The organism is Leifsonia stereocauli (genome assembly GCF_038432415.1).
GTDB classification, from domain to species: domain Bacteria; phylum Actinomycetota; class Actinomycetes; order Actinomycetales; family Microbacteriaceae; genus Orlajensenia; species Orlajensenia stereocauli.
This window is the reverse complement of record NZ_JBCAUN010000002.1, coordinates 486,909-508,355: the sequence shown is the minus strand read 5'-3', so window position 1 is coordinate 508,355 and position 21,447 is coordinate 486,909. Positions and strand designations below refer to the sequence as shown.

Annotated in this window: 21 protein-coding genes and 3 tRNA genes; 4 read left to right on the top strand and 20 right to left on the bottom strand. The window is 68.0% G+C overall.

Going from position 1 to position 21,447, the window contains the following annotated elements:
- A complete protein-coding gene (locus tag AADV74_RS11285; RefSeq protein ID WP_342114064.1) occupies positions 1-735 on the top strand; it encodes an LPXTG cell wall anchor domain-containing protein in 735 nt (244 codons plus the stop codon).
- The gene (locus tag AADV74_RS11280; protein WP_342114063.1) at positions 735-1,403 is read left to right on the top strand and encodes a signal peptidase I; all 669 of its coding nucleotides are present in this window, start codon (positions 735-737) and stop codon (positions 1,401-1,403) included. Before AADV74_RS11285 ends, AADV74_RS11280 begins: the two co-directional genes overlap by 1 nt.
- Here AADV74_RS11280 and AADV74_RS11275 read toward each other — a convergent pair.
- From AADV74_RS11275 to AADV74_RS11230, 10 genes are all read right to left on the bottom strand, one after another.
- A complete protein-coding gene (locus tag AADV74_RS11275; protein WP_342114061.1) occupies positions 1,391-2,116 on the bottom strand; it encodes a DUF5995 family protein in 726 nt (241 codons plus the stop codon). The genes AADV74_RS11280 and AADV74_RS11275 overlap by 13 nt on opposite strands.
- Complete coding sequence (locus AADV74_RS11270; RefSeq protein WP_342114059.1) at positions 2,113-2,475, bottom strand: A1S_2505 family phage non-structural protein; 363 nt, start codon at positions 2,473-2,475, stop codon at positions 2,113-2,115. The genes AADV74_RS11275 and AADV74_RS11270 overlap by 4 nt, the downstream gene beginning before the upstream one ends.
- Before the next feature lie 247 nt (positions 2,476-2,722).
- A tRNA-Arg gene (locus AADV74_RS11265) sits at positions 2,723-2,795 on the bottom strand.
- 162 nt (positions 2,796-2,957) lie between these two features.
- Positions 2,958-3,890: a carbohydrate ABC transporter permease gene (locus tag AADV74_RS11260; RefSeq protein WP_342115164.1), complete on the bottom strand. Its 933-nt coding sequence runs from the start codon at positions 3,888-3,890 to the stop codon at positions 2,958-2,960.
- Positions 3,891-3,928: 38 nt separating this feature from the next.
- Positions 3,929-4,909 carry a carbohydrate ABC transporter permease gene (locus AADV74_RS11255; protein ID WP_342114058.1) on the bottom strand — a complete coding sequence of 327 codons (981 nt, stop codon included), beginning with the start codon at positions 4,907-4,909 and terminating at the stop codon, positions 3,929-3,931.
- A gap of 133 nt (positions 4,910-5,042) precedes the next feature.
- Positions 5,043-6,410: an ABC transporter substrate-binding protein gene (locus AADV74_RS11250; protein ID WP_342114056.1), complete on the bottom strand. Its 1,368-nt coding sequence runs from the start codon at positions 6,408-6,410 to the stop codon at positions 5,043-5,045.
- Positions 6,411-6,513: 103 nt separating this feature from the next.
- Positions 6,514-8,181, bottom strand: coding sequence for a glycoside hydrolase family 13 protein (locus AADV74_RS11245; RefSeq protein WP_342115162.1), 1,668 nt, complete (start codon positions 8,179-8,181; stop codon positions 6,514-6,516).
- A 212-nt stretch (positions 8,182-8,393) separates the two neighbouring features.
- Positions 8,394-9,413, bottom strand: coding sequence for a LacI family DNA-binding transcriptional regulator (locus tag AADV74_RS11240; RefSeq protein WP_342114055.1), 1,020 nt, complete (start codon positions 9,411-9,413; stop codon positions 8,394-8,396).
- A 92-nt stretch (positions 9,414-9,505) separates the two neighbouring features.
- Positions 9,506-9,943, bottom strand: coding sequence for a hypothetical protein (locus tag AADV74_RS11235; RefSeq protein WP_342114052.1), 438 nt, complete (start codon positions 9,941-9,943; stop codon positions 9,506-9,508).
- A gap of 115 nt (positions 9,944-10,058) precedes the next feature.
- Positions 10,059-10,838, bottom strand: a complete 780-nt coding sequence (locus AADV74_RS11230) for an aggregation-promoting factor C-terminal-like domain-containing protein (RefSeq protein ID WP_342114050.1) — start codon at positions 10,836-10,838, stop codon at positions 10,059-10,061.
- Between the two features lie 371 nt (positions 10,839-11,209).
- On the opposite strand from AADV74_RS11230, the gene AADV74_RS11225 reads away from it, so the two are divergent.
- Entirely contained in the window at positions 11,210-11,500 is a 291-nt protein-coding gene (locus AADV74_RS11225) for a hypothetical protein (RefSeq protein WP_342114048.1), read from the top strand.
- 7 nt (positions 11,501-11,507) lie between these two features.
- Here the strand turns inward: AADV74_RS11225 and AADV74_RS11220 are convergent, their stop codons facing one another.
- The 10 genes from AADV74_RS11220 to serS form a co-directional block, all read right to left on the bottom strand.
- Positions 11,508-12,215, bottom strand: coding sequence for an endonuclease/exonuclease/phosphatase family protein (locus tag AADV74_RS11220; protein ID WP_342114046.1), 708 nt, complete (start codon positions 12,213-12,215; stop codon positions 11,508-11,510).
- Positions 12,216-12,405: 190 nt separating this feature from the next.
- A complete protein-coding gene (locus tag AADV74_RS11215; RefSeq protein WP_342114043.1) occupies positions 12,406-13,110 on the bottom strand; it encodes an SOS response-associated peptidase in 705 nt (234 codons plus the stop codon).
- 67 nt (positions 13,111-13,177) lie between these two features.
- Positions 13,178-13,894 carry a polyamine aminopropyltransferase gene (locus AADV74_RS11210; RefSeq protein ID WP_342114041.1) on the bottom strand — a complete coding sequence of 239 codons (717 nt, stop codon included), beginning with the start codon at positions 13,892-13,894 and terminating at the stop codon, positions 13,178-13,180.
- A gap of 173 nt (positions 13,895-14,067) precedes the next feature.
- A tRNA-Ser gene (locus AADV74_RS11205) sits at positions 14,068-14,156 on the bottom strand.
- Between the two features lie 91 nt (positions 14,157-14,247).
- Positions 14,248-15,402 (bottom strand): calcium:cation antiporter, encoded by a 1,155-nt coding sequence (locus AADV74_RS11200; RefSeq protein ID WP_342114039.1) that lies wholly within the window; start codon positions 15,400-15,402, stop codon positions 14,248-14,250.
- Between the two features lie 27 nt (positions 15,403-15,429).
- The gene (locus AADV74_RS11195) at positions 15,430-16,611 is read right to left on the bottom strand and encodes an LCP family protein (RefSeq protein ID WP_342114038.1); all 1,182 of its coding nucleotides are present in this window, start codon (positions 16,609-16,611) and stop codon (positions 15,430-15,432) included.
- A gap of 130 nt (positions 16,612-16,741) precedes the next feature.
- A tRNA-Ser gene (locus AADV74_RS11190) sits at positions 16,742-16,826 on the bottom strand.
- A gap of 156 nt (positions 16,827-16,982) precedes the next feature.
- Positions 16,983-18,152: an LCP family protein gene (locus AADV74_RS11185; protein WP_342114036.1), complete on the bottom strand. Its 1,170-nt coding sequence runs from the start codon at positions 18,150-18,152 to the stop codon at positions 16,983-16,985.
- 68 nt (positions 18,153-18,220) lie between these two features.
- Positions 18,221-19,066 carry an HAD family hydrolase gene (locus AADV74_RS11180; RefSeq protein ID WP_342114034.1) on the bottom strand — a complete coding sequence of 282 codons (846 nt, stop codon included), beginning with the start codon at positions 19,064-19,066 and terminating at the stop codon, positions 18,221-18,223.
- A complete protein-coding gene (gene serS / locus AADV74_RS11175; RefSeq protein ID WP_342114032.1) occupies positions 19,063-20,334 on the bottom strand; it encodes a serine--tRNA ligase in 1,272 nt (423 codons plus the stop codon). Before serS ends, AADV74_RS11180 begins: the two co-directional genes overlap by 4 nt.
- 114 nt (positions 20,335-20,448) lie before the next feature.
- On the opposite strand from serS, the gene AADV74_RS11170 reads away from it, so the two are divergent.
- Complete coding sequence (locus tag AADV74_RS11170; protein WP_342114030.1) at positions 20,449-21,441, top strand: diacylglycerol/lipid kinase family protein; 993 nt, start codon at positions 20,449-20,451, stop codon at positions 21,439-21,441.
- The last annotated feature ends 6 nt before the right edge of the window (positions 21,442-21,447 follow it).

The following is a 21,447-nucleotide window of genomic DNA, read 5'->3' as shown; positions in this document are numbered from 1 at the left end:
ATGCGATCGGGCAGGATTCCCCCGAACCGACCGGTCGCGATCACCGGGGCGGTCGCACTCGCCTTCGCCCTCTGGGGCTCGCCGGCATCGACTGCCAGCGCCTCCGCCACTCCCGACGCAATCTCAGTCAGCTCCGACGGAGTCTCCTTCGCGCCGACCCTGCCGACCGGCCTGTTCGCGACGCTGGGCACGTTCATCCCCGGGCGCAGCGCTTCCGCCCGCATCTGGGTGCGCAACGACAGCTCGGTTGCGGCCAGACTCCGGGTGGACGCATGGATCGAGGACTCGACTGATGCCTCGTACACGGCGGCCCTGAGCATCCGCGCGACCGTGGCCGATACCGAAGGCGCAAACGTGGGGTTGGGACCCCAACCGTCGTCATGCACCCCACTCGTCGACGATCGACTCGTCGGGGCCGGCTCCGTCGTGCCGATCACCTTCCGCCTGTCGATGGCGGATGTGGGCGGCACGACCGCTCAGGCAGCATCCGCTGACGCGGTGCTGAGGTTCACCATGACCGAGGACGCCGTTCCGGACCCGGCGACCGATGAATGCCCGACGGGCGGAGCGACGATCCCGATCGTCGGCGGCCCCGGTGCCGCCCCGGCATCCGACCATGACCTCGACGTTCTCGCCCACACGGGAGTGGATCCCGTCGTGCCGATCGCTGCGGCCGCAGCGCTCCTGACCGGCGGGCTCGCCGCCATCCTGCGCCGCAGGCGAAGGGAATCCTGATGACCACCATGATCGATGCACCCGAGCGTCAGGAGAACGCTGGAAAAGAGCGTGGCGTCTTCCACTACGTCGGCCTCGGTTCGAGCCTCGGCCTCCTCGCCGTCGTGATCGGCCTCGCGATCGCACTGATCGTCGTTCCGAAGATCGCAGGCGCCACCCCGATGACCGTGCTCACACAATCCATGGAGCCGTCGCTGCCCCCTGGCACGCTTCTCGTCGTGAGGCCGGTCGACCCGGCCGATGTCCGCATGGGTGACGTCATCACCTACCAGATCCGTTCAGGGGACCCCGCCGTCATCACCCACCGGGTGATCGGGATCCAGGCGGCGAGTGACGGGTCGTACTCGTTCACGACGAAGGGCGACAACAACGACGTCGCCGATCCGACAGTGATCGAGCCGCAGGTACAGGGGCGGCTCTGGTACAGCGTGCCTCTCGTCGGCTACGTGAACGCTGCGGTGAACGGTGATGCGCGCTCCTGGATCGTCCCCATGATCGCCGTGGCCCTCTTCTGCTACGCCGCATTCATGATCGTCTCCGGGATCATCGTGTCCATGCGCCGCCGACGCCGGGAGATGGATGCCGCCGAGCCGGAAGCATCCGCCGACGACGCGGTCATCAACGCGGTCGGCGCCGCGGGCACCCACCAGGAATCTCAGCGCCCCTGAAGCTGCCCCAGCGGATCGAACGGCGTGAGCAGCTGACGACTCACCAGGCCCACGGTGCTCGCGAGGGTCTGCCTGGTGATGTCGCGCACGAACGGAACGTCGCGAACAGTCCAGAGGGTGAGCGCCGACGCCCAGGCCGCGTCGCGCGCCTTCTCCATCGAGAAGTTGGTGAGCATGTCGGCGAGCGGGCTCAGGGCTGCACCGTGCTGCACGACGGTCTTCTCGAGGAACGACCGTCGGATGGGCCGTACGAGCTCGCCGAGCACGTCGTTGATACGCACGAAATCGGCGCGGATCGATCCTGAAGCCGGGTCGCGATCCTTCTTCGCGCACACCGTGACGACTGCCAGGGCCAGGTCGTGGTTGATGTGCGCGTTCATGCCGGCGAGGGCGAACTGCAGCGGGAACAGCCTCGCGGCCCGACGCTCGACGAGCGGCTCCCACGCCTTCGACACGGGCCTGTCGGCGGCGAGCGCCTTCGGCACGGCGAGGAAGTACCCGGCGAACATCACGTCGAGCACCTCGACGAAGTCGGGATCATCGAAGGTGCCGTCCGTCACCCGTTGCGCGACCAGCGCTGTCACCTCGCGGTAGACGTCCACGAACACGGCGACGCCGTCGTCGGCGTCGAGTGGACGGCGCACTTCGTCGAGGTCACGGACCACTCTCCCGATCGGCGTCGACGGATCGACGTGCGTCAGTGCCACGGTCACGGTCGCCCCTCGAGCACGCTGACGAAGGCGTCGGGCAGCACGACGTTCTGCGTCGCATCAGCGAAGTAGGGCGCGATCTGATCGGGGGTGTAGCCCGCGATGCCGCATCCGATCTCCGTGACGAGGAAGCGGAGTTCCGGATGCTGCGCCGCGAACTCGAGGAAGGTGGCCACCTGCTTCGCGATCGTCGGAAGGCCGCTCATGGTGTCGATGCCGTAGCTGCGGCCCTGCAGCCCCTCGGCCTGCCCCCAGACGGCGCCGAAGTTGTCGGCGGCGAACCTGGCCGCCCCGCCTCCGTGCGCGCCGCTCGCGTTGGAGCCGAATACGAAGATCTCGTCAGGACCGAGGCTGGTGATCATGCGACCACGATGCTCCGAGGCGGGCGGATGCGCAATGCCCTGCATGCGACGACGCCGACCGGTCCGACTCGACTCGGCGCGCCCGACGATCCGACTCGGCGCGGACTCGATGGTCTGGCGGGTGCAGGAACACCTGCCGAGTCACCGTAACCCCGCCAAGTGAAGCGGAGGGGTCGAACGCGGGGTTCCACGAGCGCTGACGCGTCGGGCGAATGAGAAAGGCCCCGTCGTGAGACGGGGCCTGATGTGCGCCCGGAGGGATTCGAACCCCCAACCTTCTGATCCGTAGTCAGATGCTCTATCCGTTGAGCTACGGGCGCATGTTCTCCGCCGGCCAACCGGCCGGAAGCAACCTACAGACTATATCCCAGAGAGTGGCGTCTCACCAATTCGAGGGACGGATGCCGCTACCGGGCGGGCTGGCGCGCCTGCGTCCCGCCGAGCGGGCGGGCGACGGGCGGGAGACTGCCGCGCGGCATCCGTCACCCCTTCACGGCACCACCGAGCCCGGCGCTCCGCAGGAAGAGCCGCTGGAAGACGAGGAAGAGCGCCACCGGGATGATCGTCGAGATGGCGAGCGCCGCGAGGAACACGTCGAGCTCGGTCTGCGACTGCACCGCGGGCAGGCGCACCGACAGCGGCTGCACCGCCGGGTCGGGGAGCACGAGCAGCGGCCAGAGGAAGTCCTTCCAGGCCGCGATGATCGCGAACACCGAGACGACGCCGAGGATCGGCCGGGACATCGGCAGCACGATCGACCAGAACACGCGGAACGGTCCGGCTCCGTCGGTCTTCGCCGCTTCGAACACCTCACGCGGGAGGTTGTCGAAGAAGCGCTTGACCAGCAGGATGTTGAACGCATTCGCGGCGGCAGGCAGCCACACCGCCCAGTAGGTGTTGAGCAGCGACGTTCCGATGACCGGCGGATGCAGGATGGTCAGGTACAGCGGCACCAGAAGCACCACCGCCGGAATGAACATGGTCGCGAGCACGGCCATGTTGAGGATCGGCGCGTACTTCGGCTTCAGCACCGAGAGCGCGTAGCCGGCCGTCGTGGCGACGAGCACCTGGAACAGCCAGGAACCGGCGGCGATCACCAACGTGTTCACGAAGTACTGGTCGATGTGCACGTCGTTCCACGCCGTCGACAGGTTCGCCCAGTCGATGCCGTTGGGCCAGAGTTCGAACGGATGCTGCAGGGTGTCCTGCGTGGGGGTGACGGCGGCCTTCGCCAACCACAGGATCGGCCCGAGCCCCGCGACGACGAGTCCCACGAAGAGCACGATGTGCACCCCGGTCATCGAGGCGCGAACTCCCCCGCGCCGTCGCTCGTGCTCCGAGAGCACTCCGCGGTCGGCCTCGTCGTCGAGCGACTTCCGAGCCTTCTTGCGGCGGCCCTTCGTGTCCCCGATCAGCGCACGGCGGCCGGCGGCATCCGAGCTCACACTGGTGGTCAATTGGTGCTCCATCGTTCGGTCAGCTTGAAGTACGCCCAGCTCATGAGGCCGAGGAAGATCGCGAGCATGAGGCTCAGCGCCGTGGCCTCGCCGTAGTCGCCGCCGAGGGAGTTCTGGAAGGCGTAGCGATAGATGAGCAGCAGGATCGTCAGGGTCGCGTTGTTCGGCCCGCCCCCCGTGAAGAGGTAGGGCTCGAGGAACACCTGGGACGTCGCGATGATCTGCAGGATGAGCATGATGAACAGCACCCCGCGCAGCTGCGGCAGCGTCACGTGCCAGACCTTGCGCCAGATTCCGGCGCCGTCGACCTCGGCGGCGTCGTAGAGCTCGGGCGGCACGCTGATGAGCGCCGCTAGGTAGATGATGATCGATCCGCCGGCAGCTGCCCAGGTCGCCTCGATCACGAGCGACGGCATGGCCGTGGCCGCGCTCTGCAGCCAGGGCTGCGGAGGGATGCCGACCCAGCCGAGCATGGTGTTGAACACGCCGTTCGGACTCGCGTCGTAGAAGACCTTCCAGAGCAGCACGGCGACCACGGGCGGGATGACCACGGGCATGTAGGCGAGGGCGCTGTAGAGGCCCTTGCCGCGCTTGACCTCGCTCATGAGCACCGCGAGGAACAGCGGGATCGGGAATCCGAAGAGCAGCGCCAGGAACGCGAAGTACAGGGTGTTGACGATGGCGGTGCCTAGGTTGGGGTCGCTGAGCACGCGCTCGAAGTTGTCGAGCCCGACCCAGGTGGCCGGCTGCACGAGGTTCGTCTTCTGGAAGCTCATGATGACCGACTGCACGATCGGCGACCAGCTGAACACAGTGAACACGATGAGCATCGGGGCCAGGAAGATCAGGTTCGACAGCCCACCCCCGCGCACCCACGTGGCCGGGTTGCGCTTGCGGCGTCGTCTCGTGGCGACGGATGCCGGTGGCGCTGGTGGCACTGCGTCTCTGACCACGGGCGGATGATCCGTGACTGTCATGGTGCGGGTTCCTTCGTATGGGGCTGCGGTGACCCCGGTGACTGCTCCGGGTGCTGTGACTGATGACGAGCGGTGGTGCGGATGCCGGCTCCCGACGCGAGCGCTGGGAACCGGCATCCGTCACCGATGGGTCCTACTGCCCGTCGAGCAGGGCCTGGGCGTCGGAGTCCGCCTTCGTGAGGAGGGCGTCGACGTCGGCGTTCTCGTCGGTCAGCACGGCCTGGATGACGTTGTCGAGCAGGCCGTAGACGGGCTGGGTCTGACCCTTGAACTCGCCGACGGGCTTCTGGTCGAAGATGCCGTCGAAGAACCCGGCCATCTGGTCGGTCGGAACGTTGACGTAGGGCTTGATCCACTCCTGCTGCTGGTCGTAGGTGGCCTTGTCGAGCACCGGGAGGACCGGGGTTCCGACGGCCTGGTCGCTGTCGGCGAGGGCCTGGGCGTCGGCCTGGGCCGCATCCTTGTTCAGCAGCTTCTGCATGTAGTACCAGTCGATCCACTTCACGCCAGCCGCCTTGTGGGCGTCGTCGATCTTGGGGCTCATGACGGCGATGTCTCCGCCGCCGAGCACGCCGGCGTCAGCGCCCTCGGTCGGGATGACGGTGAGGCCGTACTGCTCGGGCTTCATGGAGAAGTCGCGAACGAGGGCCGTGTAGACGTCGGAGCCGCTGGTGTACATGCCGAGGTTGCCTGCAGCGAACTCCTGGTTGATGCTTCCCCAGTCGAGCAGGAAGTTGTCGCCCATCGAGTTGTCGTCCCAGCGCAGGTCGTGGAAGTACTCGAGCGTGGCCTTCGTGCCATCGTTGTTCAACGTGGAGGTGTAGGTGCCGTCACCGTTGTCCTTCTGCATCTCGGCGCCGCGCGAGATCGACTGCGCCGTGAGTTGCCAGCCACCGGTGTTGCCCATGGTCATCGTGGCGTAGCCGGCCTTGCCCGTCTTCTCGGCGATGGCCTTGGCGTCTGCGCGCACTTCCTCCCACGTGGTCGGAGGCTGGTCGGGGTCGAGGCCGGCCGCCGTGAACAGGTCGCGGTTGTAGTGCAGGCCCATGGCATAGGCCTGGCGCGGGAAGCCGAAGATGCTGCCCTTGTCGTCCTGCACCTCCCCGATGATGATCGGGTTGAACTTGTCGGCGTACCCGAGGTCCTCGACCTCCTTCGTCACGTCCATGAGCTGGCCGTTCTCGAGCAGGGTCTTGGTGTCGGTGAACGGCACCGTGAAGACGTCGGGAAGGCTGCCGCCGGCGAGCTGGGCCGCGAAGGTGGGAGCCTTCCACTCGTACTCGACGCCGATGACGTCGATGTCGGGGTTGAGCTTCTCGAACTGCTTCTCCTGAACGGCGAAGGCGTCGTAGGCGGCCTGATCGGCTCCGGGCGGGAAGGTGGCGACGCGGAGCTCGAGCTTTCCGCTGTCACCGCCCGATCCGGTACCGCAGCCGGCGAGTGTGCCGGCCAGGGCGAGCGCGGCGAATGACGCGATCGCGACCTTGGCTGCTGACTTCATTGTCGTGGTCCTTTCGATGCTGTGTTGCTGGTGTGTGGTGGTGGGTTGTCGGTGCTGGGTGGTGGTGCTTCGTGCGGCCCGATGCTCCGAGCCGCCTCTGCGGTCAGCTGGGCGTGATGCGCAGCCAGGCCGTGGAGTCAGTGGGCAGCAGCCCGCCGTCGAGCGGGGCGCTGGCGAGCAGGATGCTGTCGTGCTCGGGAAGGTCAACCGCGGCGGCCGAGAGGTTGGTGACGCAGAGGAAGTGCTCGCCGCGGGTGAAGGCGAGCACGTCGGGCTGCCCGCCGACCCGCCAGGCGAGGGTCCCGTCACCGAGTTCCTCCTCCCGTCGACGGATGCGGAGGGCCTCGCGGTAGAGCCTGAGCATGGAGGCCGGGTCGGCCTCCTGCGCCTCGACGGTGAGCGTCGACCAGTCGTCGGGCTGCGGCAGCCAGGGCTCGCTCGACGCCTGCGCAGGGCTGAAGCCGAAGGGCGCGCCGGTGCCGCGCCAGGGCAGGGGCACGCGGCATCCGTCTCGCCCGGGATCGACGCCGCCCGACCGGTAGTGCATCGGATCCTGCAGCAGGGTCGTCGGCAGCTCCACCTCGGGGAGGCCGAGCTCGTCGCCCTGGTAGATGTAGAGCGACCCGGGCAGGGCGGCAGTGAGCAGCGCCGCCGCGCGGGCACGACGGGTGCCGAGACCGAGGTCGGTCGGGGTGCCGAAGCGCTTCTTGACGAAGGCGAACGACGAGTCCTCGCGGCCGTAGCGCGTCACCGGGCGGGTCACGTCGTGGTTCGACAGCACCCAGGTGCTCGGGGCACCGACAGGGGCGTGGGCAGCGAGCATGAGATCGATCGACGCCCGGAACTCGTCGGCTCCCCACGGGCGCGACATGAAGTCGAAGTTGAAGGCGGTGTGCATCTCGTCGGGCCGCAGGTAGTCGGCGAAGCGCTTCGCATCCGGAACCCAGACCTCTCCCACGAGCACCCGGGTGCCGTCGTAGGAGTCGGCGATGCGGCGCCACGCGCGGTAGACGTCGTGCACCTCGTCGCGGTCCTCGGTGGGGTGCTCCCCCGGACCGGGGTTCTCGGGCACCTCGGCCAGGGTCGGGTCCTTGATGAGCAGGCCCGCCGAGTCGATGCGCACGCCGGCGACGCCTCGGTCGAACCAGAAGCGCAGGATGTCCTCGTGCTCGGCGACGACATCGGGGTGGTTCCAGTTGAGGTCGGGCTGCTCGGGGGTGAAGAGGTGCAGGTACCACTCACCCGGCGTTCCGTCGGGGTTGGTCGTGCGGGTCCAGGTGTCGCCGGCGAAGTTCGAGACCCAGTGGTTGGGCATCTCGTCGCCGTTCTCGCCGAGTCCGGGGTGGAACCAGAAGCGCTCGCGCTCCGGTGATCCGGGGCCGGCCGCGAGAGCCTGCTGGAACCACGGATGCTGATCGCTCACGTGGTTCGGGACGATGTCGATGATCGTACGGATGCCGAGGGCCAGCGCCTCGCTGATGAGGAGTTCGGCCTCGTCCAGGGTGCCGAACGCGGGGTGGATGTCGCGGTAGTCGCTGACGTCGTAGCCGCCGTCGGCGAGCGGCGACGGGTACCACGGGTTGAACCAGATGGCGTCGACGCCGAGGTCCTTGAGGTACTGGAGGTGCTGGCGCACGCCACGGAGGTCGCCGGTTCCGTCACCGTCGCTGTCGGCGAAGCTGCGCACGTAGACCTGGTAGATGACGGCACTGCGCCACCACAGGGCATCGGCCGAGGCCTGCTCCGGTGTCCCGGCATCGAGCACTGACATGGTCACTCGGGTGGCTCCTCATCGCGTCTGGCACGGGTGTCGTGCGCACCGCGGAGGGCTGTTCTACGAGCGACTCCATCGGCGTGAGGTTGAACGTAGTGTTTGTAACAGATTGACGCAACAATTCAACAACCTGCAAGCAGCTTGCTCAATTCTGCGTAAAGTTTCATGCAGTTGTCGTGCAAGTGGAGCGCGAGTGCCGCTCGCAGAGGTCAGCGCACCGCCGCGACGGAAACCGGCCCAGTCGAGGCCCGCACCACGAGCTCGGGCGCGAACAGCAGCTCGTCGGTGACAGGAGATCCGCTGGTCATCTGCCGCATCAGCAGCTCCACGATCATGCGACCCATCGACTCGATCGGCTGCCTGACCGTGGTGAGCGGCGGCTCGGTGCAGTTCATCAGCGCCGAGTCGTCGTAGCCGATCACCGAGATGTCCTCGGGCACGCGGAGCCCGGCGCGACGCACGGCCCGCACGGCGCCGAGCGCCATCGGATCGCTCGCACACACCATGGCCGTCACGCCCTCCTTGAGCAGCCGCGTCGCCGCAGCCTGTCCGGCCTCGAGCGAATAGAGCGAGTGCACGATCCGGCGCGCGGGCAGCTCGAGACCCGTCGCCGCCGCGATCCGCTCGGCCGCCTCCAGCTTGCGCCGCGACGGCATGTGGTCTGTCGGACCGAGCAGGATGCCGATCTCGGTGTGTCCGAGCTGCATGAGATGGCTGAAGGCCTGCTCCATCGAGACGCGGTCGTCGCACGAGACGGTGGCGAAGTCGAGGTCGGGCACCGGCGCGTTGACGAGCACCGTGGGGAGGTTGAGTTCCCGCAGGCGCTCGTAGTGATCGTGGGAGGTGTCGGCCTGGGCGTAGGCGCCGCCGACGAAGATGACGCCGGAGACCTGTTGATGCAGAAGCAGCTCCACGTAGTCGGACTCCGAGATGCCCCCGGCCGTCTGGGTGCAGAGCACCGGGGTGTAGCCGTTCTGGGCGAGGCCGCCCGAGATCACTTCGGCGAAGGCTGGGAAGATCGGGTTCTGCAGCTCGGGCATGACGAGGCCGACCAGCCGGGCCCGCTCTCCGCGGAGCTTCGTGGGGCGCTCGTAGCCGAGCACATCGAGGGCGGTGAGCACGGTGCGACGGGTGGCCTCGGAGACACCCGGCTTGTTGTTGAGCACGCGGCTGACCGTGGCTTCACTGACTCCGACCTTGCGTGCGACATCCGCCAACCGTCTCGACATGCCCGCAAGTGTACGACTGAATCACGCAAACAGACGCGCCCTCGACCTCCCGCGATGGCGGGAGGTCGAGGGCGCGTGGCTGATGCGGCCCGCTACTTGGCGCTGCAGGCGCTGTTGACAGCAGCGGCAGCGTCGGAGATGTCGGTCATCGCCTTGGCCTGCGCGTCGGCGTCGAGCTGCTCGGGGTCGGTCGGCACGGTCTCGATGTAGTCCTCACCGGCGTCGAGCGCGTCGCTGAGGCCCTCGAGGGCCTTCTCGACCTCCTTGTTGTCGTCCCAGTCGTCGGACAGGGTGTCGACGCGCTCGCCGAGGCCGTCGAAGTAGGTCTTGGCGTCGGCCTGACCGGCCGAGAGATCGCCGGCGAGGGTGTTCTGCGCACCGTTGTTGATGTCACGCACCTCGGACTGAAGGGTGTCGCAGTTCTGGGCCGAAGCGGTGGAATCGCTCGACGAGCCGCTGGCGCAGCCCGTGAACAGCAGGGCCGCGGAGACGGCGAGGGCGGCGACGATGGCCGGGCGGGTTGTCTTCATGGAATTGCTCCCCTTGTGTTGCGGATGGAACGGATGTTGCAAAGCAACAAGCCTACGCTTCACCCACCGACACCCGACGCGGCCGCCGGCTTACCGGCTCGCCCGCAGGAGCAGCTCAGTACCAGTTCACCGACTGGCTGTGGCTCCAGGCCGAGCACGGCGATCCGTAGCCGGCAGCGATGTAGCCGAGGCCCCAGGTGATCTGGGTCGCGGCGCTCGTGGCCCAGTCGGCACCGGCCGTCGCCATCTTCGAGCCCGGCAGGGACTGCGGGATGCCCGTCGCCCCCGAGCTGCTGTTGCTGGCGTTCACGTCCCAGCCGGACTCCTTGGTCCATAGGCTGTCGAGGCACTGGAACTGGTCGTCGCCCCAGCCGTACTGGCTGGCGGCGAGCTGGCGTGCCGTGGCACGTGCGCCGTCGGGGGTGTTCGCGACGCGGGCGGCCTCGGCGGCGGCTGCCGCGGCGGCGTCGGCCGCGGAGACGGCAGCTGCGGTCTGCGCGGCGGCAGCCTGGGCGGCATCCGTCAGTGCGACGGTGCGACCGACGCTCAACAGCTTGTAGTCGGCGAGCTGGGAGACCGTCGTCTCGAGCTCGGTCGCGTCGACCTTCGAAGCGGCCGAGGCGATGACGACGTTCGCGCTCGTGATGGTGGCACGAGCTTCACTCTGCGCCTTGTATGCGGCGATGTCCTTGTAGAAGGAGAGGTGATCGTTGTCGAGAGCGCCCTGCTGGGAGAGGGCGGCGGTCTCGCGCTGGGCGGCGGCCTGATCGGTGCTCGCGCTGGCGATGAAGGGGGCCGAGAGAAGGCTTCCGGCTGCGACGAGGGCGATGGCCGTCGTGGCGATGACTCGGTTGCGACGGGTACGGGGGGTGATCGTGTGGATGTGGCGGTGCACGGGGGTCCAATGCTCATGCTTCCCTGCTGCGGGCGATGCGCTGCATTCGGAGCAGGCATGGGCGCAGTGCTGCACGTCGGGTCGGTGCAGCACGCAGGCTGGATCTGGCTCGGAAGGATCGGGCCTCCGGCCGGCGCGGAGAGCCGCGCACGACTCTGCCACTGCCGCGCGAGGCGCGGTCAGTGGCAGAGCGGTCATGCCGATGGGGGGATCGGCACGCGTGATCACGATAGGCAGTCGCCCTGAACGAGTTCTGTGCTGCCGCTGCAACGGTGCTGTGAGCGTGCACACCCGGTCGCTCGCCGCGCCCTGGCGTCGGGCGCGTGGCCACACGAGTTGCGGCATCCGAGTTTCGAAACTATGTTCGAGGCATGGGACAGAACCGGCGCTACGGCAGTGACATCACCGACCAGGCCGTGCACGAGACGGCTACACGCGCTCAACCCATCTCACTCGGCAAGGCCGAGCTGGGCGACGAGCCCGTGAAGGAGGCCGACCGCCCCATCGCCGTCTCGGCGTGGGTGCGCTTTCCCGAGTCGCCCATCCGTGTGCGTTGCACGGCCATCGCCTGGACCAGCAAAGCCGTGCGCGTCGAGTTCACCATGAAGGACGGCGCCGTGCGGCGGGCCTGGGTGTGGGCGTCGGCGGTGGAGCGGGTGTAGGCGGGTGTCAGCTGGCTTCGGCTTCGGCGCTCGCTGATGCGGCGGCCTCCGCATAGCTCGACGTCACCAGGATGGGCAGGTGGTCCGACGACCCACGGGGTAGCGTGACGACGCTCTCGATCGTGAGCCCGACGGAGGTCGCCAGGTCGAAGTGTCCGCGGAACACCTTGTAGCGCGTGTAGGTGCGGCTGTCGCTGAGGGTCAGGTCGTAGCCGGACGCCGTGATCTTGTCGCTGAGGCCGGACTTGAACACCGGGTAGTTGTAGTCGCCGACCATGAGCACCGGGAGCCCGGGACCCATGAGTTGCATCTCGGCGAGGGCCGCGTGGATCTGCTTGCGGCGCAGCGAGTTGAGCGCGGTGAGCGGCGCGGCGTGGAATGAGGCGACGACCAGTTCGCGGCCGTGCTCCTCATCGCGGAGCCGCACGGCGATGAGGCGTTCGTGGGCCGGCTTGGCGACCCTGTCGTAGAGCGAGCGCTTCAGCTCGAACGCCCTCGTCGCCTGCACGGTGAACTGCCCGTTGCGGTGGTAGACGGCCAGGCCCAGCCTGTTGCGGGCCGTCGCATCCGACAGGTGCAGGTCGCCGATGAACTCGGGGAGGGCCCGATCGTCGCACTCCTGCAGGCACAGCACGTCGGGAGAGTGACGCTGCACGATCTCCGTCAACTCGCCGATAGCGCGGTGCTTCCGGAGGTTGTAGCTGATGACCTTCACGATGTCTTCTCTTCGTTTCTCGGCGGACTCGACAAGCCTACGGCGATGAGCGCCTCGCATCTGAACGTGGACTGTGCAGCGACTGAAAAGTATTATTCGCGATGCGCGTCGGCGACGGATGCTGCAATCCGGCCGGCCGGCGGCCGCACAGCCGTCGCTCGCCGGTCTCTCGGTGCAGCTCGGCGGCAGCTCAGCCCAAGGGCTCGATCAGGGTCGGATCGGCAGGGTCGACCTTGTGGGTGTTGTTCACCTTGGGGTCGACCTCGAACGTGGTTATGGTGGCGGCCACCTTCTCGGACTCGGCGTCGAGCAGGGCGAGCAGGTGCTCCTTGCCCCCGTCGTCGAGCTTCACGGGTGCGAGGTACTCGTCCCAGACGTCGCGCTCGAGGAACACCGGCATCCGATCGTGGATCTCGCCGGATGCATCCCGAGCCGCCCGCGTGATGATGGCCGTCGACACCACCCACTGGTCGTCGACCTTGCGGGCCGTCGCGAGGCCGGCCGCCGCGAGGATGCTCCCCTGACCCTGGATGAAGTGCGCCCGCTTGTGTCCGGGTTCGCCATCCCACTCGTAGTAGCCGCGCATCGGCACGATGCAGCGCGAGCCGGTGAAGGCGCCCTTCCACATGCCGTTCGTGGCCACGGTCTCGATGCGCGCGTTGAAGTTCGGTCGCTTCGAGTCCTTGATGAACGAGGGATGGAAGTCCCACACGGCCGGCTCGATGCTGCGCGTGATCTCACCGGTGTCGTGATGCTGGCGCTCCCGCACGATGGGCACGACGTCGGTCGGGGCGATCGAGTAGGTCGGGCGCCAGTCTCTGTAGTCATTGCCCTGCGCCACGAATTCCTGGATGAGCTCATCGACTTTCGCGTCGTTGGCGAATCTTCCGCACATGCCGCCAGTCTGTACGAGATGCGGATGCCGGCACCAGTGCCAGCTCGCCGCGTGTGACTGGAACGCGCTATGCGACCCGGGAGCGCGCCACGTAGACGGTGTTCGACGACGTACCGCCCGTGATCGGGTTGGCGAAGTCGACGATGTGCGCCACCGGGTCGACGAAGACCAGCGCCATCGTCGCCAGGAAGTCCTCGTCGGGCGGATCGTCCGACCACAGCGCGAAGACCCCGCCGTCGACGAGGTGCCGCGAAAGCGCCCGCAGTCCGGGCATCGTGTAGAGGTCGGCGTGGCTGGGGTCGAGCTGGTGTCGCGGCGAGTGATCCACGTCGAGCAGGATGGCGTCCCAGCGGGCGCCATCGCCGGGCGGACGGCGCATCAGCGCGAAGAAATCGTCGAGCACGAGGCTGGTGCGGGCATCCGTCGTCAGCGAGATCGAGACAGGCAGGAGACCGGCTTCGTGCCAGGCGATGACGGCCGGCATGGTGTCGATCACCGTCAGCGCGCGCACCCGGGGGTCGCGCAGGGCCGCGATGGCCGTGTAGCCCAACCCCAGACCGCCCACGAGCACGTCGAGCGAGGCTGCTTCCTCGCCGACGGATGCCGCCAGCCCGAGGGCAGCCAGCTCCTCCTCCGCGACCGTGAACAGGCTCGACATCAGGTACTCGTCGCCGAGCTTCACCTCGAAGACCTCGACCCCCAGAGACGGCTCGACACGACGACGCAGACTGAGGTCGCCCATCGCGGTCTGCTGCCAGTCGAGTTCCTCGAAACGTGCGCTCATAGTGCTGATCATCGCATCCGGCTCCGAGAGGACGCCCGCGCACGGTCGACGGCTGCCCGGACCGCGCTGTGGCGTCATCCCATCCGAGACGGCCTCGGGCCATCGCAGCCGCCCGAAAGCCTGGACGAACAGGAAATCCCCGCCTCAGAAGTAAATTCTAATCGGGGATTATGCGGAGACGGAGGGATTTGAACCCTCGGTACCCTTTCGGGTACTCCACCTTAGCAGGGTGGTGCACTAGGCCGAACTATGCGACGTCTCCTGAGTGCTCGCAAGCGAACACACCTCAGCAATCATAACCGCACATCGGCCCACGCCAGAATCGAGAGCCCGGGCCCCGCACGAACGATCGGCTAGGGGGAGATCGACAGGAAGATGAAGGCGGCGAAGATCACGAGGTGCACCCCACCCTGAAGTCGGGTCGCGCGTCCCGGCACGAGGGTGAGGATGCTCACCAGCAGCGTGAGAACGAGCAGCACGATCTGCGTGGAGCCGAGGCCGAGGGCCAGGGGGCCGGCGATGAAGAACGAGGCGACGGCCATGGCCGGGATCGTGAGTCCGATGCTCGCCATCGCCGAACCGAGCGCCAGGTTGAAGCTCGTCTGCATCTTGTTCTGGCGCGCGGACCGCACGGCGGCGATGCCCTCGGGCAGCAGCACGAGGAGCGCGATGACGACGCCGACGAAAGAGGGCGGGAAGCCGACGGCGGCGACCCCTGCCTCGATGGAGGGCGACTCGAGCTTCGCGAGACCCACGACCGCGACGAGCGACACGAGCAGCAGGGCGAGGCTGAAGAGTGCCTCGCGCCGCGACGGCGTGCTCCCGCCCTCGTGCGCATCCGCCGCCCGGCGCTTCTCGCCCTCGGTCGCGACGGGCACGAACATCTCGCGGTAGCCGACGGTCTGGGCCGCGACGAACATGCCGTACAGCACGACGGAGGCGATGGCGACGAAGATCAACTGCGGCGGACTGAAGACCGGACCCTGCGCCGAGGTGAAAGTGGGAAGCACCAGGCAGAGCGTCGCCAGGGCGACGACCGTCGCCAGGGCGCCGCCGGTGCCCTCGGCGTTGAACTTCACCGGACCGTGCTTGAACGCACCCAGGAGGAGCGAGATGCCCACGATGCCGTTGAGGGTGATCATGATGGCCGCGAACACCGTGTCCCTGGCCAGGGTCTCGGAGCCCTCACCGCCCGCGGTGACCAGCGTGATGATCAACGACACCTCGATGATGGTCACCGACACCGCGAGGATGAGCGACCCGAACGGCTCCCCCACTGCGTGAGCGAGCACCTCCGCGTGGTGGACGGCGGCGAGCACCACGGCCGCCAGCACGACGGCGATCAGGGCGACGACGATGCCATTGAGGTCGCGTCCCCATCCGGCGACCAGCAGCACGACGCCGAGGATCGGAACGACGATCGGCAGCCAGCGCTGCAGGCGTCCGGGGTCTGCGGTTCCGGTCGATGGCGTGTCGGAGGTCACGGGGTGGGGAGACGGGGATGTCATCGGTCTGTGCCGCCTTCGGGTCGACTACTACTGGTCGTCGAGCGTGCGACCGTTCGAACAGGTGGCCTGGCCGGCGGTCTGACCCTTGACGTCAGAAGGAAGCACGGTTGTCGGCGCCGAGGTCGCGCCGGGGTCCGAGGTCGCGGCGGGATCTGGTGTCGCGGCGGGGTCCGCCGGGACCGCGGGATCCGTGGCCGCTGCATCGCCTTCCTCGACCGAGCCCCCCGTGTCACCCGAGAGCGAGATCGGCTGGTCGGCCAGGAGCGCGCTGTCGAGGGCATCGGCGGCATCCACCATCGGCTGCACTCCACCCTCGGTGGAGCCGGTCGGGTACTGCACGAACACGATCTTGTCGAGATCGATGTCCTTGAGGGCGATGGCGATCGACACCATGCGATCGAGGTTCGCGAGCGTGTCGGAGAGCTTCATGTTGCCGAGCGCGGCCTTGGCCAACGAGTACAACTTGACCGGGTTCGCCAGCGTGTCGGCGCTCTTGATCGTGCGTACGAGCGACGAGAGGAACACCTGCTGGTTGGAGATGCGGGTGAGGTCTGATCCGTCACCGACGCCGTGGCGGGTACGCAGGAACTGGAGCGCGTCGACGCCGGACAGCGTGTGCATACCGGGGTCGAGGAACGTGCCGGTGTACTCGTCCTCGATCTTCTCCGCCACGCAGACGGGAACACCGCCGACGGCGTTCGACATGGCGATGACGCCGCTGAACTGCACCTCGGCAGCAAACGGGATCTCGAGGCCGGTCAGCTGCTCCACGGTGAGAACAGTGCAGGCGAGCCCTCCGTAGGTGAGGGTCGTGTTGATCTTCTGACGCGACATCGAGTCGAAGCTGCCGCCGGCGGGGTCGGGGCAGGAGGGAATGGAGACGAACATGTCACGCGGGAAGCTCACGACGGTGACGTTCGAGTGGTCCTGCGAGATGTGCAGCAGCATGGTGACGTCGTTGAGGTCACCGGTCTCGTCCTCGGCCCCGAAGGCGGGATCCTGGCCCTTTCGGCTGTCGCTGCCGACGAGGAGGAGGTTGACTCCGCCATCGATGGCGCCGATCTGCGGGATGTCGGCGGCCGGAACATCACCGGCGAGGTGCACGGTGGGCTGGGCGGCCGAGGCGAGGCTGAGGGTCGCGATGCCGGCGACGGAGACGCCGCTGATGAAGAGGACGGCCAGGAATCCGGCGAGGACCTTGGCGAGCACGCCGATCGTGGTGCTCCGACGAAGACGTCCATGGCGTGCGATCGTGGGGGTGTGCCGAGACCGGCGTGAGTGATGGCGGATGTCGTCGCTCACACAGTTCCTCTCTGTAGTCGAATGCCCCGTCGTTGTGCGGAGGGCGTGGGATTCGAACCCACGAGACATTTCTGCCCACCAGTTTTCAAGACTGGCTCCATCGGCCGCTCGGACAGCCCTCCCGGCTCGTTCCGGCGTATTCGCATCGGCGAATGTTGGTCAACTGGAAACGAACAGAGCCCGATTCTAGCCGATGGCAGTATCTCCAGAATGGCAGCACTTTCTGCAAAGGTGCTGGGCGGACGCCCGGAATGCCCGATCAGAGGCTCTTCGCAGCACTACTGGTCGTCGAGAGTTCGTCCGGCGCTGCAGGTCTGCTCGGCCGCCGTCTGGCCCGAGATCGACGGCGGCAGTGCCACGGGGACGGACGGGTCGGCCGAGGGAGCCGTCGTCTCGGTGGTGGCATCCGTCGGCGTCGGGGCGTCCGTCGCCGCCGGCGTCTCGGTCTGCGCCGGGGCGCCGGTCGACTGGCTTCCGGCTCCCGTCGACTCCGCGATGACAGGCTGGTCTGCGGCGACGGCCTGCATCAGCACCGTCGCGTCGTCGTCCCGCGGGAGCAGGCCCCCGTCCTCGGAGTAGGTCGGGTACTGCACGAAGCTCACACGATCGAGCGGGATGTCCTTGAGGGCCTTCGCGATGGAGATCATCGTGGTCACATTGTTGAGCGACGTCGACAGGGTCATGTTCTCCGCCGCGGCCTTCGCCAGCCCGTACAGCCGCACCGGGTTCGTGAGGGTGTCATCGCTCTTGATCGTGCGCGCCAGCGCCGCGAGGAACACCTGCTGATTCGAGATGCGGGCGGTGTCGCTTCCGGTGGCGATGCCGTGACGCGTGCGCAGGAACTGGAGCGCGGCCATGCCCTCGAGTACGTGCTCCCCCGGGTCGAGGAAGGTGCCCGTGTACTCGTCCTCGATCCTCTCCGCCACGCAGACCGCCACTCCGCCCACGGCATTCGACATGGCCACGACGCCGTTGAACTCGATGACGGCCGCGTAGGGGATCTCGAGACCGGTGAGTGCGCTCACGGTCTTCACCGTGCACGCCAGGCCGCCATAGGAGAGGGCGGTGTTCAGCCTGTCGGTTCCACCGTCGGTCCCCTCGGCGCTCTCGCCCGGCGACGCGTCGCATTCGGGGATCGGCACGTAGAGGTCGCGCGGGAAGCTGACGACCGTCGCGTTCGAGTGGTCGTTGGCGATGTGGAGCAGGATCGTCACGTCGCCGAGGTGCTCCCCACGCTCGCCGTACACCGGATCGCCCTGGCCACTGTCGCTGCCGACGAGGAGCAGGTTCACCCCGCCGGGGATGGCACCGATCTCCGGTATCGGCAATTCCGTCTGCGCGGCCCCGCCGAGGTCGACCGTCGGCTTGATGCTGGCGGTCAGGGTGGCCACGGCGATGCCGGCCACGGCGAGCGCGCTGACTACGACGACGGCCGCGCCGATCCCCACCGCTCGAGCGAACGCCGAGATGGGCTTTCCGGTCTTCTGACGGCCGTGCCGCGCGATGGGGTCCAGTGCTACATCCCCTCGAAGGTCTCGAGAGCCCGTGCGAGGCCGTCTTCGTGGACAGAAGCCGTGATCTCGGTGGCCACGTCCTTCACCTCGTCCGGTGCCTGTCCCATGGCCACGGCGCGTCCCTCGACGCCCGCCCAACGGAACATGTCGATGTCGTTGCGGCCGTCCCCTGCTGCGAACACCCGCGAACGCGGGATGCCGAGGCGCTCGCGCACGCGCTCGAGGCCCGTGGCCTTGTTCACGCCGTCGGGGGCGATGTCGAGCCAGGCCGTCCAGCCGATGGCGTAGGTCACCTGGTGCAGGCCCATGCCCTCGACGATGGAGAGGAACTCCTCGAGGTCGTGGTCGGGCGACACCACGACGACGCGGGTGGCCGGGTGCTCGGAGAGCTGCTCGAAGGTCGCCAGCCGCGCATTCTCGAGGTTCCACTCGGACATTCCGTCCGTGTAGAGCCGGAACCCGACGGGGTCCTCGACCATGAACCGTCCCGTCGGCAGGTGCGTGCGGATGCGCTCGAGCACGGGGCCGGGATCGAAGGTCTCCACGTGGGCGCGTCGGTAGCCGTCGGCCTCGGTCTCATCGCGCTCCATGACGAGAGCGCCGTTGGAGCACACCACGAACTCCGGTGCCAGCCCGAGGTCGTCGAGCACGGTCTTGGACGCCGACCAGCTGCGCCCCGTTGCGAGTGTGACCTCGTGCCCGAGCTGCTGCACCCGCACGATCTCGTCGCGCACCGCGGCGCTCAGGGTCTCGTCCTCGTGCAGCACCGTGCCGTCGACATCGAGGGCGATGAGCCATCGTTCGGATGCTGCCACGGGGGTGATGTCGTCGTCGCTCGCGGTGCTCATCGGCGTGCGGTCGGCTCGAGGATCTCGAGGCCGCCGAGATAGGGCCGCAGCGCCTCCGGTACCCGTACCGAGCCATCCGCCAACTGGTGTGTCTCGAGGATGGCGACGATCCAGCGCGTGGTCGCGAGGGTGCCGTTGAGCGTGGCGACGGGTGCCGTCTTGCCACTCTCGGTGCGGTACCGGGTGTCGAGGCGACGCGCCTGGAACGTGGTGCAGTTGCTCGTGGACGTGAGCTCGCGGTAGGCGTTCTGCGTGGGCACCCAGGCCTCGACGTCGAACTTGCGGGCGGCGCTCGAGCCCAGGTCCCCGGCAGCGGTGTCGATCACGCGGTAGCTGAGGCCGAGCGACTGCAGCATCTCCTCCTGCAGCGAGAGCAGACGGGCGTGCTCCGCCTCGGCCGCGTCAGGCCTGATGTAGCAGAACATCTCGAGCTTGTTGAACTGGTGCACGCGGATGATGCCGCGGGTGTCCTTGCCGTGACTGCCGGCCTCGCTGCGGTAGCAGGTGCTCCAGCCGGCATAGCGCAGCGGCCCCTTCTCCACGTCGATGATCTCGTCGGAGTGGTATCCGGCGAGCGCCACCTCGCTGGTGCCGGTGAGGTAGAGGTCCTCCTTGGGGAGGTGGTAGACCTCATCGGAGTGGGCGCCGAGGAAGCCGGTGCCCTGCATGATCTCGGGCTTGACCAGCGTGGGAGTGATGAGCGGGACGAAGCCGGCGGCCATCGCGCGATCGAGCGCCATGTTCATGAGGGCGATCTCGAGGCGGGCGCCGATGCCCTTGAGGTAGTAGAAGCGGGCTCCGCTCACCTTGGCGCCGCGACCCATGTCGATGGCATCGAGGATCTCGCCGATCTCGAGGTGGTCGCGCGCCGGGAAGTCGAACGTGGGGATCTCGCCGACCTCGCGCAGCGTGACGAAGTCGTCCTCCCCACCGGCCGGGACGCCGTCGATGATGACGTTGCCGATGCCCCTGACGATCTCGTCGAAGCGGGCAGCGGCATCCGTCGCCGTCTGGTTCGCCTCCTTGACCCGGGCGGCGAGCTGCTGCACCTCGGCGACCAGCGCCTTCTTCTCGTCGGGGGCTGCCTGGGCGACGCGCTTGCCGAAGGCGTTCTGCTCGGCTCGCAGCCGCTCGAACTCGGAGATGGCCGCCCGACGGATGCCGTCGGCTTCGAGGGCGGCGTCGACGAGGGCCGGGGAATCGCCGCGGGCCTCCTGCGAGGCCTTGATGACGGCAGGGTGGTCGCGGAGGAGTACGGGATCGATCACGGTCGTCAGTCTACAATCGCGCTCCTTCGCGCTCGGTCAGGGCGGGAAGCGTCGAGGAGGGCACCGGGCCGCGCGCCCGACGCATCCTCGACACCATGCAATACGGTGGGACGCATGTCATCGCCCGCGCCCCGGACCCCTCGGGCGGCCGTGATCGTGAACCCGACCAAGGTCGATCCGGCGGCACTTCGAGCGGTCGTCGCGCGGCACTCGGACTGGCACGGCTGGGCGGATCCGCTCTGGCTGGAGACGACGGTCGAGGACCCGGGCGGTGGCGTCGCGGCCCGGGCCGTCGAGGCCGGGGTGACTGTTGTTCTCGCCGCCGGCGGCGATGGAACGGTGCGCGCCGTCGCAGCCGCCATGCGAGGAACCGGCATCCCGCTCACCCTCGTGCCATCGGGCACCGGCAACCTCCTCGCCCGCAACCTCGACCTGCCCCTGGGCGACCTCGAATACTCGGTGCGCCTCGCCTTCGAGGGCACCGAACGACCGATGGACGTGGGCATAGCGTCGGTCGTCACGGCGGATGGTGCATCCGCGGACCATGCCTTCGTCGTGATGGCCGGCCTCGGCCTCGATGCCGACATGATCGCCACCGCCAACCCGGCACTCAAGAAGAAGGTGGGCTGGCTCGCCTACGTCGACTCGGGCATGCGGGCGCTGCCGAAGGCCAAGCGCTTCCGCCTGCGGTACTCGATGGGCGACGAGGAACACCGCCATCATGCCCACATCAGCACCGTGCTCATCGGAAACTGCGGCACGCTGCCCGGCAACATCCTGCTGTTCCCGGAGGCGCGGATCGACGACGGCATCCTCGACATCGCGATGATGCAGCCCCGCACCCTGTTCGGCTGGCTCGACGTGTGGCGCCGGGTCGCCTGGGAGAACCGCGTCATGCGCCCCTTCGCCTTCGGTCGGCGCATCATCAAGCTGACGGATGCCGCCGCCCCCGCCACGATGACCACGATGCGCGGCCCGCGCATCGCGATGCAGCTCGAGGAGCCGCGTTTCTTCGAACTCGACGGCGACGAGATCGCGGTCATCAGATCGATGACCGCGTGGGTCGAGGATGACGCGCTCATCGTGAAGGTGCCGCCCCTGGTGTAGCGCCGG

Excerpts from the sequence above, each read along its gene's own strand:
- AADV74_RS11285 (WP_342114064.1), top strand. The coding sequence starts at position 1 with ATGCGATCGGGCAGGATTCCCCCGAACCGACCGGTCGCGATCACCGGG.
- AADV74_RS11280 (WP_342114063.1), top strand. The coding sequence starts at position 735 with ATGACCACCATGATCGATGCACCCGAGCGTCAGGAGAACGCTGGAAAA.
- AADV74_RS11270 (WP_342114059.1), bottom strand. The coding sequence starts at position 2,475 with ATGATCACCAGCCTCGGTCCTGACGAGATCTTCGTATTCGGCTCCAAC.
- AADV74_RS11255 (WP_342114058.1), bottom strand. The coding sequence starts at position 4,909 with ATGACAGTCACGGATCATCCGCCCGTGGTCAGAGACGCAGTGCCACCA.
- AADV74_RS11250 (WP_342114056.1), bottom strand. The coding sequence starts at position 6,410 with ATGAAGTCAGCAGCCAAGGTCGCGATCGCGTCATTCGCCGCGCTCGCC.
- AADV74_RS11245 (WP_342115162.1), bottom strand. The coding sequence starts at position 8,181 with ATGTCAGTGCTCGATGCCGGGACACCGGAGCAGGCCTCGGCCGATGCC.
- AADV74_RS11240 (WP_342114055.1), bottom strand. The coding sequence starts at position 9,413 with ATGTCGAGACGGTTGGCGGATGTCGCACGCAAGGTCGGAGTCAGTGAA.
- AADV74_RS11235 (WP_342114052.1), bottom strand. The coding sequence starts at position 9,943 with ATGAAGACAACCCGCCCGGCCATCGTCGCCGCCCTCGCCGTCTCCGCG.
- AADV74_RS11225 (WP_342114048.1), top strand. The coding sequence starts at position 11,210 with ATGGGACAGAACCGGCGCTACGGCAGTGACATCACCGACCAGGCCGTG.
- AADV74_RS11215 (WP_342114043.1), bottom strand. The coding sequence starts at position 13,110 with ATGTGCGGAAGATTCGCCAACGACGCGAAAGTCGATGAGCTCATCCAG.
- AADV74_RS11210 (WP_342114041.1), bottom strand. The coding sequence starts at position 13,894 with ATGAGCGCACGTTTCGAGGAACTCGACTGGCAGCAGACCGCGATGGGC.
- AADV74_RS11200 (WP_342114039.1), bottom strand. The coding sequence starts at position 15,402 with ATGACATCCCCGTCTCCCCACCCCGTGACCTCCGACACGCCATCGACC.
- AADV74_RS11180 (WP_342114034.1), bottom strand. The coding sequence starts at position 19,066 with ATGAGCACCGCGAGCGACGACGACATCACCCCCGTGGCAGCATCCGAA.
- AADV74_RS11170 (WP_342114030.1), top strand. The coding sequence starts at position 20,449 with ATGTCATCGCCCGCGCCCCGGACCCCTCGGGCGGCCGTGATCGTGAAC.